The sequence below is a fragment of the Nitrospirillum amazonense genome, from assembly GCF_007828035.1.
Taxonomy (GTDB): domain Bacteria; phylum Pseudomonadota; class Alphaproteobacteria; order Azospirillales; family Azospirillaceae; genus Nitrospirillum; species Nitrospirillum amazonense.
In genome coordinates, this window is sequence record NZ_VITV01000006.1 from 84,929 (window position 1) to 103,891 (window position 18,963).

An 18,963-nucleotide genomic window follows, 5' to 3' on the forward strand; every position below is an offset into this window, starting at 1 on the left:
ACCGCCCCGCTGGCGCCGAAACCGGCCAGCCGGGCGGCCAGGCCTTGACAGGGAGCCTGCATGTTCGACATCGCCATTCTGGGGGCCGGCCGCATCGGCCGCATCCACGCCCGCAACGTCGCGGCCCACCCGGCCCTGCGCCTGAAGTACGTCACCGATCCCAACGCCGCGGCCAGTGACGCCGTGGCGGCCGAAACCGGCGCCGCGGTCAGCGACCTGGACACGGTGCTGGCGGACGAGGGCGTGCGCGGCGTGATCATCGCCAGCTCCACCGATCTGCACCTGGACCAGGCCGCCCGTGCCATCACCGCGGGCAAGGCCGTGCTGTGCGAGAAGCCGCTGGACATGGATCTGGCCCGCGCCCAAGCCGCCGCCCCGGTCCTGGGCGGCGACGTTCCCCTGATGCTGGGTTTCAACCGCCGCTTCGACCCGAACTTCGCCACCCTGAAGGCCCGACTCGAGGCCGGCGCCGTGGGGGCGCTGGAAACCCTGCAGATCACCAGCCATGACCCGGCCCCGCCGCCCGTCAGCTACATCAAGGTATCCGGCGGGCTGTTCAAGGACATGGCCATCCACGACTTCGACATGGCCCGCTGGCTGCTGGGCGAACCGGTGGTGGAGGTGTACGCCGCCGCCAGCTGCCTGGTGGATCCGGCCATCGGCGAGGCCGGGGACGTCGACACCGCCAAGACCATCCTGCGCACCGCCACGGGCAAGCTGTGCGTCATCAGCAACAGCCGCCGGTCCGGCTATGGCTATGATCAGCGCATCGAGGCCTTCGGGTCCAAGGGCCTGCTGCGCGCCGACAATATCCTGGAAAGCAGCGTCTCTACCTGGGGCGGTGCCGGCGGCAACCCGGGCGCCGCCAGCGACGCCTTCCAGAACTTCTTCCTGGACCGCTATGCCGAGGCCTATCGGCAAGAGGTGGCCCATTTCGCCGAGATCCTGGCCGGCACGGCCAAGCCCAGCGTGGGGTATGCCGACGGCGTGGCGGCCCTGGCCCTGGCGGAGGCCGCCGCCCGATCCGTCGCCACCGGCCAGGCCGTGCGCCTATGACGACGGCCCTGGAGCCTGCTTCCCAACCGGCCCTGAGGCCCGTCCGCGGCATCGGGCTGGGCGGCGGCTTGGCCGCCAACATCCTGAACATGGTGGGCATCGGCCCCTTCATCACCATTCCCCTGGCCATTTCCGCCATGGGCGGGCCGCAGGCCATGCTGGGTTGGCTGGTGGGCGCCGTGCTGTGCGCCTATGACGGCCTGGTGTGGGCGGAACTGGGGTCCGCCTTCCCCCGCTCCGGCGGGCCCTACCATTACCTGCTGCACGCCTTCGGCCCCGCCCGCCTGGGCCGGCTGTTCAGCTTTCTCTATCTGTGGCAGTCGCTGCTGATCGGTCCGCTGTCCATTGCCTCGGGCACCGTGGGTCTGGCGCAGTACGCCAGCTTCCTGGCCCCGGACATGAAGCCCTGGCACATGATGGCCATCGCGGCGGCCGTCTGCCTGGTGAACACCGCCCTGCTGTACCGCGACATCCGTTCCATTCAGCGCCTGTCCATCGCCATCACGGTGGTGGTGGTGGCCGCCTGCCTATGGATCGTGTTCAGCGGCGCCCTGCATTTCGACGCCAGGCTGGCCTTCGACTTCCCCGAAGGCGCGTTCAAGCCCACGGGCGCCTTCTGGATGGGCATGGGCTCGGCCACGCTGATCGCGGTCTATGATTACGGCGGGTACAACAACGTCTGCATGATCGGCGAGGAGATCAAGAACCCCGGCCGCACCATCCCCCGCGCCGTGCTGCTGTCCATCGCCATCGTCGCCTTGCTGTACCTGGGCCTGAACCTGTCCATCCTGGGCACCCTGCCCTGGCAGACGGCGCAGAAGTCCGGCGCCGTGGTGGCGGATTTCATGCAGGTGATCTATGGCCGCTGGGGTGGGGTGGTCGTCTCCGTCCTCATCCTGATCGCCAGCTGGGGGTCGGCACTGGTGGTGCTGCTGGGCTTTTCCCGCGTGCCCTACGCGGCGGCGGTGGACGGGCGCTTCTTCAAGCCCTTCGCCCGGCTGCACCCCAAGGGGCGCTTCCCCACCGTGTCGCTGCTGTTCATGGGTGTGGCGTCCGCCATCGCCTGCTTCTTCTCGCTGGCCGACCTGATCGCCGTGCTGATCGTCATCCAGACCCTGTTCCAGTTCACCGCCCAGTGCGTGGCGGTGGTCATGCTGCGCCGGCAAGGAGCAGCGGCCCCGGGGCAGTTCCGCATGCCGCTGTACCCCCTGCCCGTCATCATCACCATCGCCGGCTGGCTGTATATCGTCGTCACCAGCCAGCCCCGGCACATCGCCATCGGTATCGGCATGCTGGCGCTGGGTGTCGCGATCTATCTGGCGCAATCGCGGCGCGAGGGGGCCTGGCCCTTCCGGGTGCCGGCCTGGCGAGCGCCATGACCGCGACCAAGACCCATGACGTGGCCGTGGTCGGTGAGCTGTACATCGACCATGTGCTCAGCGGCTTCACCACCTGGCCGCAGCCGGGGGAGGAGGTGGTGACCGACGCCTACACCCGCGAGGTGGGCGGCGGGGCCGCCAACACCGCCTGCGGCCTGGCCCGCCTGGGCCGCGCGGTCCAGCTGGTGGGCATCGTGGGCGAGGCCGACGCCGCCTGGTTCCGTCAGCGCCTGGCCCCTTATGCCCTGGACACCGGCGGCCTGCGCATCGGCGACGGCGCCACCGGGATCAGCATCAGCGTCTCCACCCGCGAGGACCGGTCCTTCTTCACTCATATCGGCGTCAACCGCGCCCTGCCGGCCCTGCTGTCCGACCCGGCGACGATGGCCGACCTGACCCGCGCCCGCCACGTGCATTTCGCCCTGCCGCTGGATCGCGCGGTAGCCGACGCCCTGCTGCCCGTCCTGCGGGACGCCGGCTGCACCACCTCGCTGGACGTGGGGTTCCAACCCGGATGGCTGCCCGATCCGGCAAACCACGCCACCTGCCGCGCCGTCGACCACCTGCTGCCCAATGAGAAGGAAGCGGCGCTGTTCTGCGGCAGCGACGGGACGGAGGACTATCTGTCCCTGGCCCGCCGCCTGGCCCTGCCCAATCCCATCCTGAAGCTGGGGCGGCGCGGCGCCCTGGGCCTGGACGGCGCCGCGACCCTCAGCGCGGCCCCGCCCCCCGTGGACGCCATCGATACCACCGGCGCCGGCGACGCCTTTGACGCGGGCTACATCGACGCGCTGCTGGACGGCGCGCCGGTGCTGGAACGCCTGCGCCGCGCCTGCATATGCGGCGCCCTGTCCACCCGGGTGGCGGGCGCCTTGGGGGGCATCCCCGACCGAACGGAACTATGGAGCACTTATGAGCAATCCTACCGATCGTAAGATCGCGATGATCGGCGGCGGCGGCGTGCGCACCCCACTGGTCATCTTCGGCATCAACGAGGCGGCGGAGGCCCTGGGCGCCCGCGAGATGGTGCTGTACGACCCGGACCAGGAGCGTCTGAAGGTCATCGCCGCCCTGGGCCGCGCCGTCGTCGCCAAGGAGGGCGGCAGCCTGGTCATTCGGGAAGCCGCTGCCATCGAGGACGCGGTGGAAGGCGCCGATTTCGTCCTGAACAGCGTGCGGGTCGGCGGCATCGCCTCGCGCGCGGCGGATGAGCTGGCGGCCATCAAGCACGGCTATCCCGGGCAGGAGACCACCGGCCCGGCCGGCGCCGCCATGGCGCTGCGCACCGTGCCCGTGGCCCTGGACCACGCGCGGGTGGTGGAGCGGCTGGCGCCCAGCGCCTGGATCGTCAACTTCACCAATCCCGCCGGACTGATCACCCAAGCCGTCAGCACCCACACCAAGGCGCGGGTGGTGGGCATCTGCGACACCCCCACCGAGCTGCTGCACCGCATCACCCTGGCGCTGGGCGCCCGGCATGACGAGGTGGTGTGCGACTATGTCGGCCTGAACCACCTGGGCTGGGTGCGCCGCATTCGCCTGCGCGGCGAGGACGTGACCGACCGTGTGCTGGACGACGACCGCATCCTGTCGCAGCTGTACACCGCCCCGCTGTTCGACTTCGCCATGATCCGCACCCTGCGGCTGATCCCCACGGAGTACCTGTTCTTCTACTACAGCCGCCGCCGCGCGCTGGAGAACCAGAAGCGCCAGGGCAGCAGCCGGGGCACGGAGGTGGAGCAGTTGAACCACCAGCTGTTCGCCACCCTGAAGGATCGCCTGGGCGCCGACGATGGCGAGGGGGCGGTCGCCGCCTACGCCGCCTATCTCAACCGCCGCTCCGGCTCCTACATGAAGCTGGAGGCCTCGGCCGGCTCCGCCTTCGACAAGGACGCGCCGTTTGACGAGGATCCCTTCCGCGTAGCCAGCGGCTACCACCGCATCGCCCTGGACGTCATGACGGCGCTGTGCGGCGACAAGCCCGCGCGCATCATCGTCAACACCCGCAACGACGGCGCCGTGCCCAACCTGCCGGACGACGACATCGTCGAAACGCCCTGTCAGATCAGCCGCGACAGCATCATTCCGGAACCGCTGGAGCCCCTGCCCGACGAAGTCCACGGCCTGGTGCAGTCGGTGAAGTCCTATGAGCGGGCCGCCATCCGGTCGGCCATGAACACCGACCGGCTGACGGCGCGCATGGCCTTCCTGATCCACCCCGCCATTGGGGAGTGGGAGCCGTCGGACCCGCTGCTGCACGACCTGCTGGACCGCTGCATCCACTGCTGATCCCAACCGCTGATCAGGCACCGCGAGGGAGAGGATCCAGCGCGGTGCCCGGCCAGCGGTCAGGCCTGACGCACCGCGACGTTGCGGCTGAAGCCGAACTCGGCCCCGGCGGGCGTGCGGAACACCACGTCCAGGCGCCGTACGCCCGCCCCGGGGGCCAGCGCCACGGTCAGCGGCCCCGGCGGTGCCGCCGTCTTGCGGCCCAACAGGCGGCCGCCCTCATAGACGTCGCAGGACCCGACCAGGCTAAGGAACGCCACGCGGCCGCCCTGGCGCCCCACCTTGGCCTGAGGGGTGAAGCGGACTGAGCAGAGGGTATAGCCGTCCGCCGTCTGCGGGTCATGCGCCCAGCGTGTGCCGAAGTCGTCCCACGCCGTCATGTCCGCGTCGCGGTAGGCAAGCGCCCCTTCCATCGTGGCGGCAGGGGGAGCCGCGTACCAGGTATCCAGGATCAGGTCGGAGGGAGCGGTCGCCTGCTCCGTCGGGGCCGCCGCCGCCTCGACCGCCATGCGGGCACTGGCGGATTTCAGGCCGGGCGCGATGGCCGTCAGCGTGAGGGCCCCACGGCTACCCGCCCGCGTTTGCACGATGACCTGAGCCAGGCCGTTGAACAGGGCCCGGCGGGTGCCTTTCTCGGGGGCGGCGCTGTTGGGATCGCCGTTGCCCAGGCCGATGATGTCGCCCCCCTCGATGGTAAAGGTGACCATGTCCTGGGCCAGCGGCACCGGCCGGCCCTGGGCGTCGATCGCCTCCACCATGACGGGCGTGGCGTCCAGCCCATCGCCGCGCAGGCGGTCGCGGTCGGGCGTCAGTCTCAGGGCCGCGGCCGGGCCCGTCGTCTCCACCTGCGCGCGGGCCGTGACCTTGCCCCCGGCATAGCCCACCGCCTCCAGCCGTCCCGGGGCGTAGGCCACCATCCAATGGTTCATCTCATAGGGGTCGACCGCCTGCCGGCCCTGGGAGCGGCCATTCAGGAACAGCTCCACCTCCTCCATGTTGCCGCAGGCCATGACCTTGACGGGCCGGCCCTCCCGCCCCGCCCAGTTCCAGTGCGGCACCAGGGCCAGCACGGGGCGGTCCGTCACCCATTGGGCCTGGTGGATGTGGAAGGCGGCCTTGGCGAAGCCGCACAGATCCATGATGCCGTAGAAGGAGGAATTGGAAGGCCAGCCCCAGGGCGACGGCTCGCCGTGATAATCGAAGCCCGTCCAGACGAAGCCGCCGGCGATGAAATCGCGCGTCGCGATCGCCTTCCAGGCGGCGCGGTGGGTGTTCCAGTCCTTCACCGGGTCGTCATAGCCGGCGATGGTGCGGCTGTCCTTGTCCGTCACATAGGCGCCCCGGGTGCTGAAGGCGCTGGTGTCTTCCGACGAGATCAGCGGCACGTCGGGATGGGCGGCATGGAAGGCGTCGTACTTGTCCTGCTGGTAGTTGAAGCCGACCACGTCCACCGCCTGGGACACGTTCACCGGGGTGAACAGGCCGCCGTTCATGGCCGCCGTCACCGGGCGGGTGGTGTCCAGCGCCTTCACCGCGTGGGCCATGCGCCGCACCATCTCATACCCGGCGGCCGATCCCTGCATCGGTTCCTCGTTGAACACCGACCAGAGGATGACGGAGGGATGGTTGCGGTCGCGCCGCACCATCCATTCCAACTGGGCCAAGGTGTCGGGCGACGGGTTGAACTGCCGGTTCTCATCCATCACCAGCAGGCCATGACGGTCGCACAAGTCCAACACCACGGCCGATGGCGCGTTGTGGGTGCAGCGGATGGCGTTGCAGCCCAGTTCCTTCAGCCGCCGGATGCGGTAATCCCACAGCGCGTCGGGTATGGCGGTGCCGACGCCGGCATGGTCCTGGTGCACGCACACGCCCTTGATCTTGAGCGGCCGGCCGTTGAGAAAGAAACCCTTGTCCTTGTCAAACCGGGTGGTGCGAAAGCCGCAGGTGGTGGTGACCGCGTCCACGCACCGGTCCCCCGCCATCAATCGGGTCTGGACGCGGTAAAGGGTGGGCGCCTCCACGCTCCACAGCCGGGGATTGGCCACGCCCAGGTCCAGCCGGGCGACGCCCTGGTCTAGGGGCGTGATGCTCACCGGCGCCTGGCCGCTGGCCACCACCCGGCCGTCGGCATCCTCCAGCGTGCTGACCACCATCATGGCGGCGGGGTTCTTGCCGCTGTTGTAGGCGGTGACCTCCACCGGCAGCACCCAGCCGTCCCCTTGCGGCACTGGATGGGCATAGACGCCGTCGGTGATGATGTGGACGGGATCGCGCTTCACGATGCGAACGGGGCGGTACAGGCCGCCCCCCTCATACCACCAGCCTTCCATGGCATGGGCGTCCACGCGGATGGCCAAGGTGTTCAGGTCGTCGCCGAAGGTGGCGAAGGGCGTCAGGTCGATGGTGATGCCGTTGTAGCCGCTCCAGTTCCGGTCCACGACGGTGCCGTTGAACCAGAGGGTGGCGTGGGTGGCGATGCCGTCGATCTGCAGCTCGATATGGCGGCCCTGGTCGGCCGGATCGAAGCGCAGGACGGTGCGGTACCAGGCGATGCCGCGCCGGCGGTAGCCCTGGGCCCGGTTGGCGTCGGCCTCGATGGGCTGAAAACTGACGAAATCATGGGGCAGACGCACGTCGGCCCAGTCGGAATCATCGAAGCTGGGGGCGGCCGCCCCCCAGGCCTTGCCGGCCTTGGCGTTGTCGTAGGAATCGTCCTGGCTGAGGATCTCGGGGAACGGGATGTCGCCCTCGAAGAAGCGCCATCCCTGGTCCAGCGCCAGCACCTCGCGGGGACTGGCGATGGGTCGCGGCGCCATCGGGGATGCCGCGAAGGCGCCCACAGCGCCGATGGGGTCGCATCCGCCCACTGCCACGGCGATGGCGCCACCCGCCTTCAACATCTGCCGCCGGCTGATACCCCCGTCCCTGACCGCCACCGCGCCCTCCCCCGCTGATTTAGCGCCGATGCTACTGGGCGGTCCGGAGTGTCGCAATGACTATTTCATATTTATAGTATTTGGAAATTACGTTCCATCCAGGTGAGCATCAGGACAACCGCAGGCGCGGTGTCAGCATGAGGCAGAGCACCGCCCCCAGGGAGGGCAGGATGGTCATGGGCAGGATCAGGCCCAAGGCGGAAACGACCGTCTGGCGATCTCCGGTCCGCCAGACCAGGATCTCGCTGACCACCAGGATGGCGACGGCACACGCCACCTTGATGCATAGGGTCAGCAAGCCGAATACCTGTGTTGGCGCCAGGCGATGGCCGGACATCGCGGGTGACGCGGCACAGGCCCCGGCAGCCGCCCACAACAGCATGCTCATGCCCCCCAGGCCTGTTCCCAGCAAACCGGCAGCGGCGGCGGTGAGCGGCAGGCTGTGCGCGCCGGAGACCAGGAAGGTCAGCGCCCCGGTGATGGCCGCCGCCGCCGAGGCGCGAAACGCGGCCGAGGGGCTGTGTCGGTCCACCACCAGCGTCCACAGCGGCTGCCCCACCAGCCCGCCGATGGCGACGCAGGCCATGACGGTTCCCCGCGCCAGGGAGGAGGTGAGGACGGTGGCGGCGAAGTAAGGCTCCAGCCGCGTGAATACCGAGGCCGTCCCAGACAGGACGAACTCCGCCGCCAGCACGGCGGCCAGGGCCATGGGGAACCGGAATTGCGACAGGAAAGGGCGCGTCATCGCCGGTGCCGACGGCTCCAGGGCCAGTCCGCCACGCGCAGCCCACCAGAACCAGCCGGCGCTCACCATGCCGAGCCCCCACAGCACCAGGGCGAAGACGGCAAAGGCGCGCGCCTGTTCCAACCCGCTTCGGGCCAGCAGCAGCGGCGCCGCCACTGCGACGGACAGGGTGGCGAGGCCGGCGCCGACGAAGCGCAAGGCCGACAGGGCGGTGCGCGCCCTGTCGCCAGCGACCATGCCCAGCACGGCGTTCTGCGGCACGTCATACAAGGCGTAGGTCAGGCGGAACAGCAGCCCGGTGCCCAGCGCATAGAGGATGCGCCAACCGGCGGGTACCAGCCCGGTGGCCAGGAACAGCAGCAGCGACGCCCCCGCGAGGACGCTGCCCAGGACGTGCAGGCGGGCGGCGGCCGGAACGGTCGCCGCCCGGCGCCGCAGCACATGCCCCATCACCATATCGGTGGCGCCATTGATCACCAGCGACACCGCCAGCACGGCCCCCATGGCGCGGGGCGGCAGGCCGCACGCCTCGGTCAGGAAATAGGCGAACAGCAGCTCGCTGCTGTACCAGATCAGGCTCTTGCCATAATGGCCGACGCTGTAGGCGCGCCACACGGCCACCCGCAGCATCCGCGCCCATTCCGGGCCGCCATTCCCATCCATGCTGGACATCCGGCCCACCCGGCTTTGTTCGGGCGGCACACTAGCCCGTCCGCCGTTGCGGCTTTATGACAGGATATCAGGCGAAGAACGCCTCCCGCAGGGGCATGACGGCGGCACCCAGCGCCACCGGGTCGCCCAGCGCCTCGGCCACCACCACCGCGGGAAGCGGCGGCGGATAGCCCCGGCGATTGGTCGGGACCGGCACGACGATACGGTCGGCCAAGGCCTGGGCGATGGAGGGGGGCAGCCGGCCGCCGATGACGATGAGGCCGGGATCCATGCTGTAGGCCAGAAGCCCGCACAGCATGGCGAAGGAGGGCTGCGCCTGTTCCAGCCAATCCGCCACACCCGCCCATCCCACGTCGATGGCCTGCACCATTTCCTCAACCGTCGCGAAAACGTGGCCGTGGTTCTTCAGGCAGGTCTGCAACAGGTCCAGGTTGGCATACGTCACGCCGGCCAGCGTCCAGATGCCGCCGAACTCCCCCGCGTTACCGTTCTGGCCCCGGAAGGGCTTGCCATCGGCGATGATGCCGCCGCCGAAGCCATTGGTCAGGTGCAGGTAGGCGAAGTTGCGGCAGCGCCGGCCCACGCCGAACAAGCTTTCGCCGATGGCGGCCACGGTACCGTCGTTGTCCACACGGACCGGCAGGCGCAACGCCTCTTCCAGGATGGGCTCGATCTCCACCATCGCCCAATCGTCCAGGTAGGCCGGTGGGTTGAACAACCGCCCCCGCCCTACATAGAAGGCGGAAATGCCCACGCCCACACCCACCAGGCGCCGGGGATCGATCCCTGTCTCCTCCTCCAATTCCCGGCGAAAGGCCCGCAGGCGTTCCAGCACCACCGGCCGCGCCATGGTGGGCATGGCGGCGCGCCGCTGCCCCCGCACCGTGCCGGTGAAATCCATCAGGGTCATGGACACGGCGTCGCCCAGCAGCGACACGCCCAGGGCATAGGCGAAATCAGGGTTGAGGGAGACGTGGACGCTGGGATGGCCCGGCCGGTCCGCCTGCCGCGCCGCCGTGCGTACCAGCCCGTCTTGGTGGAACCCCTGCAGCAGCCGCGTCACCGTCGGCTGCGACAGATCCAGCGACCGGGTCAGTTCCGCCTGGCTCAAGCCCCCGCTTTTCAGCAGCAAATCCAGAATGCGCCGTCCGCCCTCGCTGACGGGCCGGGCCACCGAAACCATAGGAAGGGTTGGTTCTGACTCAGGAAACATCCGCATGGGAACAGGCAGCCGGTAACGGGTGACGACAGCACCATAGAGACATAAGCCCCCGCCGTCATCAAGGCGTCATACATTTCGCATAGTATGCATGCTGCATACATTTAACGCGCCGTGGGCGCCCGCGGTTCCATCCGCGGTTCAAGGGCCGGAACAGGCCAGGGGAAAGAAATGAGGTTGGGGACCATGCTCTGTGATAAACGCCGCCGGCGCGTGCTGATGGGGTCCGCGCTATCCTGGGGGCTCCTGCACGCGACGACCGTCTGGGCACAGCCGGGCACGGGTGCGGAAACGGCCGCACCCGTCGATACCACCGACAGCCCGGAAGAGATCATCGTCACCGGCGTGCGCCGGTCCAATGCCAAGGCGATCGACACCAAGCTGAACACGCCCGGCGTCACCGACGTCATCAGCGCCGACGACGCCCAGGCCCTGCCGGACCGCACCATCGTGGAGGCGCTGCGGCGCGTGCCCGGCCTGTCCGTCCTGCCGGCCACCGACAACGAACACCCGCGTGATGAGGCGGCGACGCCTGTCATCCGCGGCCTGGGCCCCGCCTACAACAACGTGACCATCGACGGCGTGCCCATCGCCAGTCCCGGCACGCCCAACGGCAACCTGGGATCGATGGGGCGCGGCGTGCGGCTGGACATCCTGCCCACCTCCATGATCAGCGAACTGCAGGTGACCAAGACCTTCACCGCTGACCTCGACCCCAATGCCGTGGGCGGCGCCATCAACCTGAAGACGCGCAGCGCCTTCGACAACGGCGGCCGTCCCTTCTTCACGGCGGAGGGCGCGCTGGGCATGGCCAACGACCATGGACAGCCCCGCAGCCAGGATCCGCTGGGCCGGCGCATCAGCGGCACGGGCAGCATGACCTTCGGCCCCGACCATATGTTCGGCGTGGTGGTCTCAGCCAATTACCAGAAGCTGGACAGCTTCACCGACACCCACATGACGACGGACACGGTCCACTATAATTTCTACAACAGCGCCGGCGTCCTGCAGAGCAACAACAACCTGGGCAACGGCATCGCCGTGCCGCAGCAGGACAAGTATTGGTATGTGGAAGACAGCCGCCAGCGCGTGGGCGTTACCACCAAGCTGGAAGCCCAGCCCACCGACACCCTCTACGGCTTCCTGACGCTGGGCCATTACCGCTTCGTCGACACGATGGAGCGCAACGAAGTGATCCTGGATCCCCGCAGCACGGCGCGGGTCTACAACCAGACCCCCACTTCGGGCAGCTATCCCGGTGGCGACGTGGAGGTTGGGTTCGAGCATTCCAACATCATCACCAGCACCAACCTGGCACAGGCGGGCATGGACTGGCACCCGGCCGACAACCAGGTGCTGTCGGTACGGGGCGACATGTCGCGGTCAACCTATCGCGAGCCGTTCGACATGGTAAAGTACATGAGCGGGGTGAGCTATCCCGCCCCCGGTTCAGCCGGCGCCATCACCTCCAGCGCGGCCAAGCCCGCCTATGGCTTCACCTATGACACCAGCCAGCTGAACCAGCAGTTCGCCATGCCGCCCAGCGCCTACTACAACCTGTCGAACTATGGCGGGCTGTACTGGCGCGATGCCAAGCGGTCAGCCGATGACGACATCAAGAACGCCCGCGCCGACTACCGCTACAACATGGGGGCCAAGGACCAGGGTCTGGGCTTCGCCGTGGGCGCCAGCTTCACCGACGACCGCCCCGACTACAACGTCTGGCGCAATGACTGGGAGCCGAACAACACCGCCGGCCGCGTGCTGCTGGTGGACGCCGCCGGGCCGGCCGGCGCGCCCATGAAATATTCCAATGGCCTGAACTTGCTGACCATCGACCCGGCCAAGGCCTGGGCCGTATTCAACGCCAACCCGTCCTGGTTCAACCTGACCGACCAGTCGTCCTTCAACAACCAGGACAACTTCAAGCACACGGAACAGACCGTGGGCGCCTATGCCACCGTCGCCTACGCCCTGGAGGACTTCCACGCCCAGGTTGGCCTGCACAACGACAGCACCGACCAGGACACGGTCAGCCGGGCCAAAATCTCCGGCGCGTGGACGGACCTGAAGACCAGTTCCAGCTACGACTACCTGCTGCCATCGGCCCTGGCCAGCTACGACATAACCCATGACCTGGACGTGCGCGTGGGCGCCAGCCAGACCATAGGCCGGCCGAGTTACGACAGCTACGCCGCGCGCACCTCCATCAGCTTCACCAACGCCTCCGACCTGGGCAATCCCAACGCCACCGGCGTGTCCGTCACCATCGGCAACCCCAACATCAAGCCGCGCCTGTCCACCAACGTCGACCTGGCCTTCGACTACAAGCTGCCCAACGAGGGCGGCGGCCTGCTGTCGCTGGCCCTGTTCAACAAGGACATCAAGGACGAGATCTTCACGGCCAGTTCCATCGGCTACACCTACCAGGGTGTCACCTACAGCAACGCCGTGGTCTCCACCCCGCAAAACGCCAGCAACGCCTCCATCCGGGGCGTGGAGTTGAACGCCATCGTCAACTCGCTGGAATGGATCCATCCGTGGCTGCGCGACTTTGGCGTCAGCGGCAACTGGTCCTTCATGGAGGGGGAGCTATCGGTGCTGCAGTCCAGCGGCGCCAGCCGCACCTTGAGCCGACTGGTGGGCCAGCCCAACCAGACCCGCAACATCCAGGTCTTCTACAGCGACAGCGATTTCGAGGTCCGCCTGGCCTATAACCGCCAGGGCAAGGCCCTGCGTTCCATCGTGCCTGACATCGCCTGGCAGGATCTGTACTGGGCCCCGCGCGAACAGCTGGACCTGCAGGCCAGCTACAAGGTGCGCGACAGCGTCACCCTGTTCGGCGAGGCCAGCAACCTGACCCACAGCCGCCTCACCAGCCTGGTCGGCCCCAACCAGAACCTGCTGAAGGACAGCTACTCCGTCCCCACCGTGTTCTGGGTGGGCGTGCGGTTCACGCCGGACCTGTGACGGACCGGAAGCCCCGGGGCGACGGTCCCCGGGGCGCTTCTCCACCTTATCGACGCGAGATCACCCCCGTGCGGTTCACCCGACGCCATCTCCTCTCCGCCGGCGGCGCCACCGCCCTGCTGGCCCCTATCCGGCGGGCGCTGGCCCTGTCACCGCCCCCCAACGGCGGTGGCCTGGGCGATATCCGCCATGTCGTCATCCTGATGCAGGAAAACCGCTCCTTCGATCACTATTTCGGGACGCTGCGCGGCGTGCGCGGCTTCCACGATCGGGCGACCGCACCCGGCAGCAACGGCGATATCTGGCGGCAGGCGGACGGCCAGGGCGGCCATGTGCGCCCCTTCCCCCTGGATGGCGCCGCGACCGCCGCCCAGAACATTGCCTCCCTGCCCCACTCCTGGGTGGACGGGCATGCCGCCTGGAACGGGGGCCGCAACGACAACTGGGTGCCGGCCAAGGGGGCGCTGACCATGGCGCATTATACCCGCGCCGACATTCCCTTTCACTGCGCCCTGGCGGACGCCTTCACGATCTGCGACGCCTTCTTCTGCTCCACGCCCAGCGCCACCAATCCCAACCGCATCCATCTGATGACGGGCACCCCCGACCCGTTCGGCAGGGCGGGCGGCCCGGTGCTGAAACAGCCGGCGGAGGGACCGGACTTCCAGCCGCTGAATGGGCCGCCCTTCTCCTGGACCACCTATCCCGAGCGCCTGGAACAGGCCGGCATCTCCTGGTGCGTCTATCAGGGGGTGGACGCGGACGGCCCCTTCACCATCGACGTCCAGGACATGATCCGGCCGCGGCATCGCCCGGCGGTGGATGAGAACGACGGTGTCAGCTGCTTCAACGCCCTGCGCTTCTTCACGCAGTTCGCCCACGCCCCGGTGGGGTCGCCGCTGCACGCCAAGGCGATGACCCGCCGGCCGCCCAGCGTCTTCGCCGCCGATGCCAAGGCGGGCCGCCTGCCTGCCGTCTCCTGGCTGATGCCACCGCACAACCACTCCGAACATCCGCGCTATGCCCCGCTGGACGGGGCCGCCTATATCGCCACGGTGCTGGAGGCGCTGACCGCCAATCCGGAAACGTGGCGCCACACCGCGCTGTTCGTGCTGTACGATGAGAATGACGGCTTTTTCGACCATGTCCTGCCACCGGCCCCGCCGGCGGGGCCGAGCGGCGGCCTGTCGAACGTGGACCTGACGGGCGAAATCAACGCCGGCGATGGCCAGCCCTTCGGCCTGGGCGCCCGGGTGCCCATGATCGTCGTTTCCCCGTGGACCACGGGCGGCGCCGTCTGCTCGGAAGTGTTCGACCACACCTCGGTCCTGCGCTTCCTGGAGGCACGGTTCGGGGTGGCGGAGCCCAACATCAGCCCCTGGCGCCGGGCGGTGTGCGGCGACCTGACCAGCGCCTTCGACTTCGCGCAGGCGGCGCAGGCACCGGCGGCCCTGCCGGATACGCGCGGCTACCGAGCCGAGGTGGAGGCGCAGGCCCACCGGCCGGAACCGATACCCCGCCGTCACGACACGCCATTGCCGCAGGAACCCGGCCAGCGCCCGCTGCGGCCCACGCCATATGACTTGGCGGTGGATCTGGTCGCGGCGCTGGGGCGGCCTCCCTCTCTGGTCTTCCACAACCGGGGCCGGGCCGCCGCCGTTTTCCATGTCTTCGACCGCCTGATGCCCGGCGCCGGCCCGGCGCGGCACACGGTGGCCCCGGGCACCAGCCTGCCCACCCCGGTACCGCTCAAGGCCGGACAGGGGTGCGATGTGCTGGTGCTGGGCCCCAACGGCTTCCTGCGCCATCTCACGGCCGGCCCGGACATGGCTGGCCGCTTGTCCCTGTCGGCCATACCCAACGCGGCCGACATGACGCTGACCCTGACAGTGCATAACCATGGTGGCGAGACGGTGCGATGGCACCTCGCTGACGGCGCCTACGGGGCCGCACCCGTCACGGCGACGGTCGCGGCCGGGGCATCCCAGGTCCTGTCCTGGCTCAGCGCCGCCCATGACGGATGGTACGACGCCACGGCGACCCTGACGGGCCCCGGGGGGCAGTTGAGCTGGCGCCTGGCCGGCCATATCGAAACCGGCCAGTCGAGCCGGTCCGATCCGGCGTGGGGGGTCTCGAGCTGAAAGGTTGGTACGTCCCGCCCGTCGTTCTGACATAAATGCGCGGATGTATGCGGTGCCGGTCCGCCAGCAGGATAGCCTCACGCACGGGCGGCGACAGCGTGGCGCTGGGCCAGCCACCCCGCCCTTCCTGCGCCGCTTCTTCTGATCACGGAAACTCGTTTCCGATAGCCACGTACTGGAAGGAAGCGGCTACCAGCACCATGAGATGCCACAGGACGTTATGATAACGCACGCGGTGCGCCAGATAGACGCCGACGCCTAGCGTATAGGTCAGCGCGCCGGCACCAATCCATGGCCCAGTGTCGGCCAGCAAGCGGCCGGACAGCGCGGGGATCAGGGGCAGGCCGATCCAGCCCAGGCAAACATAGAGGATGAGGCCCAGCCGTTCATGGCGGCGGGGCCACCCCAGCTTCAACAGGATGCCCGCCGTGGCGACGCCCCAGACAATGCCAAGGGCCACGGCGGCCGTCACCGCCGGCAGACGTGTCAGCAAGGGGGTGTAGGTACCGGCGATGGCGGCGTAGATGAAGGCATGGTCCAGCCGCCGCAGATAGTCCTTGAGCCACCCGCCGCCCATCAAATTATAAGCCGCGGACGCGGTGAACATTCCCGCCATGGCCAAGGCGTAGATGGCCACGGCCGTCAAGCTGCCGGCGCCGAGGGACTCTGAGCGCGACAGGACCAGCCAGGCACCTCCCGACCATCCGGCCGTCACGCCCAGCAGGTGGACGACGGCATCGGCGGCGTACTCACGACGGCTGTAGACGGAACAGCGGAGATGGTCGGGGTGGGTATCGATGGCGTCCCCCCTGAAGGAACGGGCCCCCGTCAGCGGCGGCGGGGTGGGGGACGGCGGGCGGGGGCGGCGGACCCGGGCCGCTCGTCCTTATGCCGGTAGGTGATGCGCCCCTTGGTCAGGTCGTAGGGCGTCATTTCCACCGTGACGCGGTCACCCGCCAGCGACCGGATTCGGCTCTTGCGCATCTTGCCGGCGGTGTAGGCGATGATCTCATGCCCGTTTTCCAGCTTCACGCGGAAGCGGCCATCGGGCAGCGCCTCTTCGACATAGCCGTCGAATTCGAGAAATTCTTCCTTGGCCATTGCATCCTCCCAGATAGGAAAAAGGCGGCGGCACGCCTAGGCATGCCGCCGCCGCTCGTCCAGATGAGGAGGAGGTCAGATGGCGCGCAGGTTCTCCGCCGCGGTCTTACCCTTGCGCGGGTCGCGGACGGAGTCGAAGCTGACCTTCTGGCCTTCGTTCAGGCCGCTGAGGCCGGCGCGCTCAACGGCGGAGATGTGGACGAAAACGTCGGCGGAGCCATCCTCGGGCTGGATGAAACCAAAGCCCTTGGTGCTGTTGAACCACTTGACGGTACCGGTGGACATGGGATGCCTTCTGGGATTTTTCCCGTTCGGAGCTGCCCGGCGCGAGAGTGCGGACGGGCATCAAAGTCACGACAGGGAACAGAACCGGCGTCAGCCGGTAGATAGCCCAGTAGCAAAGTCGACCCTGTCAGCATCTACCTCGCAGCGCCAAACCACAAGCATTAACGCACACTCTTCAGGACATGGCTGCACCCCGCGCCCTCTCCTGCCATGGGTATTGTGGCAACGGAATTCCGCACTATGACGGGCATGTTCGCCTTCAACCGGCCGCTCTTGCTGACCGAGGGGCCTGCTTTTTTTATGTAGGATCCACTCCGGACGTGTCCATCTGAAGCGGTCGCACTTTAGACCCCCAAACGGCGCAGGTCGGCGTCGACGGCGGCGGCGTAGGCTGGGCCGAAGAGCCGCAAATGGACCAGCAGCGGCCAGAGCCGGTAGACCGGCAGCCGCTCGCGCCACCCGGGCTCCAAGGCCAAGGCGTCAAAGAACGACACCGGCGGATGGTCAAACAGGGTCAGCATGGCCGCGTCCACCTCGCGGTCACCGACGTAACAGGCCGGATCGATCAGGCCGGAGACGCGGGTCCCGGACACCAGCACATTGCCGCCCCATAGGTCGCCATGCAGCAGCGACGCCGGCGGGCATCGCGGAACGTGATCGCCCAGCCGTTCGGCCAATTGCTCGATACGGGAGCCGAGACCGGCATCGACATGAGCGATGTGGCAGCGCAGCCGCTGCTCCGCCCAGAAGCCAGGCCAGTCTTCGGCGCGGCGATTGGGCATGGCCACAGAGCCCAGGCAATGGTCATGGGACCAGCCATAGGGCTCATCGGCGGGCGCGTGCAGCCGGTTCAGGCAGGCGGCCAGATCGTCCCAGGCCGCCGCCGGCGTGCCGTCAGCGGGCAGCTTTTCCATCACCAGCCAGCCGCCATCCGCCGCCAGCACCGCCGGTGCCGGAACGCCCGTGGCGGCAATGGCCCGCAGCATGGCGCCTTCCCGTCCGGCGCCGTCGCCGTGTTTGGCGACCACGCACGCGCCATCCGACAGCGTCAGCTCATAGACAACGGAGAGATCGCCCCCCGCCAGACGGCGCAGAGACAGTACGCGCCGCCCTAGCAGGCCGGATAAGCGGTCCTTCAAGGCATCCATGTCACCCCTCATCCGTCACAGGCCTGAAAGAGTAAACAACCAGGCGGCCCAGATCCCCAGGGCCAGGCAGGGCCCAAAGGGGATGGGCGTGGCCGCGTCCACGCGCCGGCCGGCCAGGCGCAGCGCCGCCATCGCCAGCAGGCCGGCCAAGGCGGCGGTCAGCAGCACCTGGGGCAAGGCGGCGGGGCCGACCCACGCCCCGCCGGCGGCCAACAGCTTGGCATCCCCCCGGCCGATGCCGTCACGGCCCCGGAAGCGGCGGTACAGAACCTCCAGCAACACCAGGCCGGCATAGGCCGCCGCCGCCGCCGCCAGCCGGTCGATGGGCAAACGCCCGTCCTGCACCCATGCCACCAGAATGCCGGCGGCGGCCAGCGGCAGGGTCAGCACGTCGGGCAGGATCATGTGGCGCAGGTCGATCCACGCCAAAGCCAGCAAGACCCAACCCAGGCCCGCCCCCGCGCAGAGCGTCAGGGAATCCAAAGGCATCAGGAAGGCCAGGCACAGGGGCGGCAGGACGGCCGCCAGCTCGATCGCCGGGTGGAAGGCGTCGATAGGCGCCGCGCAGTGCCGGCACCGTCCCCTGGACCATAGGTAGGAGAGGACGGGCACCAGGGAGGCCGGACCCAGCGTATGGCCGCACCGGTCGCACGCCGACCGCCCCCAGACGACGGACCGCCCTTCCGGCAGCCGGGTCACGACCACCCCCAGAAAGCTGCCGACGAAGGGGGCGGCGATCAGCAATGTCCAAAGGGTGATGATGTCCACTTTCCCGTTTCCCAACGCGTCCCGGGACTCCATGGGACCGCCCGCCATACCCCTCCGATTCGCAAGGGATTTCAACAGCCAATCGGCACCGGCAGCTGGAAATGAGCCGTTAACGCCGCTGAAACGGCGCCACACTTTTGAATCTTTCAAAATTTTAAGTACAGGTTCGATGTCACCGGTTACCTGTCCGGATAGACGACACACCCATCCTTTCGATGGCTTGCGCACGACCGCAGCACATTCCTGCGTTC

14 protein-coding genes are annotated in these 18,963 nt (G+C 68.5%); 6 read left to right on the plus strand and 8 right to left on the minus strand.

What is annotated here, in order from left to right:
* The first annotated feature begins 60 nt into the window (after positions 1-60).
* Genes iolG through FBZ87_RS17920 form a run of 4 tightly spaced genes read left to right on the plus strand, consistent with a single transcriptional unit; the run spans position 61 to position 4,724 of the window.
* Complete coding sequence (iolG, locus tag FBZ87_RS17905) at positions 61-1,056, plus strand: inositol 2-dehydrogenase (RefSeq protein ID WP_145611862.1); 996 nt, start codon at positions 61-63, stop codon at positions 1,054-1,056.
* The gene (locus tag FBZ87_RS17910) at positions 1,053-2,435 is read left to right on the plus strand and encodes an APC family permease (protein ID WP_145611864.1); all 1,383 of its coding nucleotides are present in this window, start codon (positions 1,053-1,055) and stop codon (positions 2,433-2,435) included. The genes iolG and FBZ87_RS17910 overlap by 4 nt, the downstream gene beginning before the upstream one ends.
* Entirely contained in the window at positions 2,432-3,370 is a 939-nt protein-coding gene (locus FBZ87_RS17915) for a carbohydrate kinase family protein (protein WP_145611866.1), read from the plus strand. Before FBZ87_RS17910 ends, FBZ87_RS17915 begins: the two co-directional genes overlap by 4 nt.
* Positions 3,348-4,724 (plus strand): family 4 glycosyl hydrolase, encoded by a 1,377-nt coding sequence (locus FBZ87_RS17920; RefSeq protein ID WP_145611868.1) that lies wholly within the window; start codon positions 3,348-3,350, stop codon positions 4,722-4,724. The genes FBZ87_RS17915 and FBZ87_RS17920 overlap by 23 nt, the downstream gene beginning before the upstream one ends.
* Before the next feature lie 59 nt (positions 4,725-4,783).
* Here the strand turns inward: FBZ87_RS17920 and galA are convergent, their stop codons facing one another.
* The 3 genes from galA to FBZ87_RS17935 form a co-directional block, all read right to left on the minus strand.
* The gene (gene galA, locus FBZ87_RS17925; RefSeq protein ID WP_211106983.1) at positions 4,784-7,663 is read right to left on the minus strand and encodes a beta-galactosidase GalA; all 2,880 of its coding nucleotides are present in this window, start codon (positions 7,661-7,663) and stop codon (positions 4,784-4,786) included.
* Positions 7,664-7,772: 109 nt separating this feature from the next.
* Positions 7,773-9,080 carry an MFS transporter gene (locus tag FBZ87_RS17930; protein ID WP_145611870.1) on the minus strand — a complete coding sequence of 436 codons (1,308 nt, stop codon included), beginning with the start codon at positions 9,078-9,080 and terminating at the stop codon, positions 7,773-7,775.
* 67 nt (positions 9,081-9,147) lie between these two features.
* Positions 9,148-10,263, minus strand: coding sequence for an ROK family transcriptional regulator (locus FBZ87_RS17935; protein WP_145611872.1), 1,116 nt, complete (start codon positions 10,261-10,263; stop codon positions 9,148-9,150).
* Between the two features lie 207 nt (positions 10,264-10,470).
* Here FBZ87_RS17935 and FBZ87_RS17940 point away from each other — a divergent pair, with 207 nt between their 5' ends.
* Together FBZ87_RS17940 and FBZ87_RS17945 are read left to right on the plus strand one after the other, a co-directional pair.
* Positions 10,471-13,269 carry a TonB-dependent receptor gene (locus FBZ87_RS17940; RefSeq protein WP_145611875.1) on the plus strand — a complete coding sequence of 933 codons (2,799 nt, stop codon included), beginning with the start codon at positions 10,471-10,473 and terminating at the stop codon, positions 13,267-13,269.
* A gap of 68 nt (positions 13,270-13,337) precedes the next feature.
* On the plus strand, positions 13,338-15,410 hold the full coding sequence (locus FBZ87_RS17945) for a phosphocholine-specific phospholipase C (RefSeq protein ID WP_211106984.1): 2,073 nt from the start codon (positions 13,338-13,340) through the stop codon (positions 15,408-15,410).
* Between the two features lie 145 nt (positions 15,411-15,555).
* Here the strand turns inward: FBZ87_RS17945 and trhA are convergent, their stop codons facing one another.
* The 5 genes from trhA to FBZ87_RS17970 all read right to left on the minus strand — a co-directional run bounded on the left by trhA (position 15,556) and on the right by FBZ87_RS17970 (position 18,712).
* Positions 15,556-16,242: a PAQR family membrane homeostasis protein TrhA gene (gene trhA / locus FBZ87_RS17950; protein WP_145611876.1), complete on the minus strand. Its 687-nt coding sequence runs from the start codon at positions 16,240-16,242 to the stop codon at positions 15,556-15,558.
* On the minus strand, positions 16,239-16,511 hold the full coding sequence (gene infA, locus FBZ87_RS17955; protein ID WP_040849877.1) for a translation initiation factor IF-1: 273 nt from the start codon (positions 16,509-16,511) through the stop codon (positions 16,239-16,241). The genes trhA and infA overlap by 4 nt, the downstream gene beginning before the upstream one ends.
* Positions 16,512-16,586: 75 nt before the next feature.
* Positions 16,587-16,796, minus strand: a complete 210-nt coding sequence (locus FBZ87_RS17960) for a cold-shock protein (protein WP_040849878.1) — start codon at positions 16,794-16,796, stop codon at positions 16,587-16,589.
* 344 nt (positions 16,797-17,140) lie between these two features.
* On the minus strand, positions 17,141-17,944 hold the full coding sequence (locus FBZ87_RS17965) for a fructosamine kinase family protein (RefSeq protein WP_145611878.1): 804 nt from the start codon (positions 17,942-17,944) through the stop codon (positions 17,141-17,143).
* Positions 17,945-17,959: 15 nt separating this feature from the next.
* Positions 17,960-18,712, minus strand: coding sequence for a prepilin peptidase (locus FBZ87_RS17970; RefSeq protein ID WP_211106985.1), 753 nt, complete (start codon positions 18,710-18,712; stop codon positions 17,960-17,962).
* Positions 18,713-18,963: the final 251 nt, after the last annotated feature.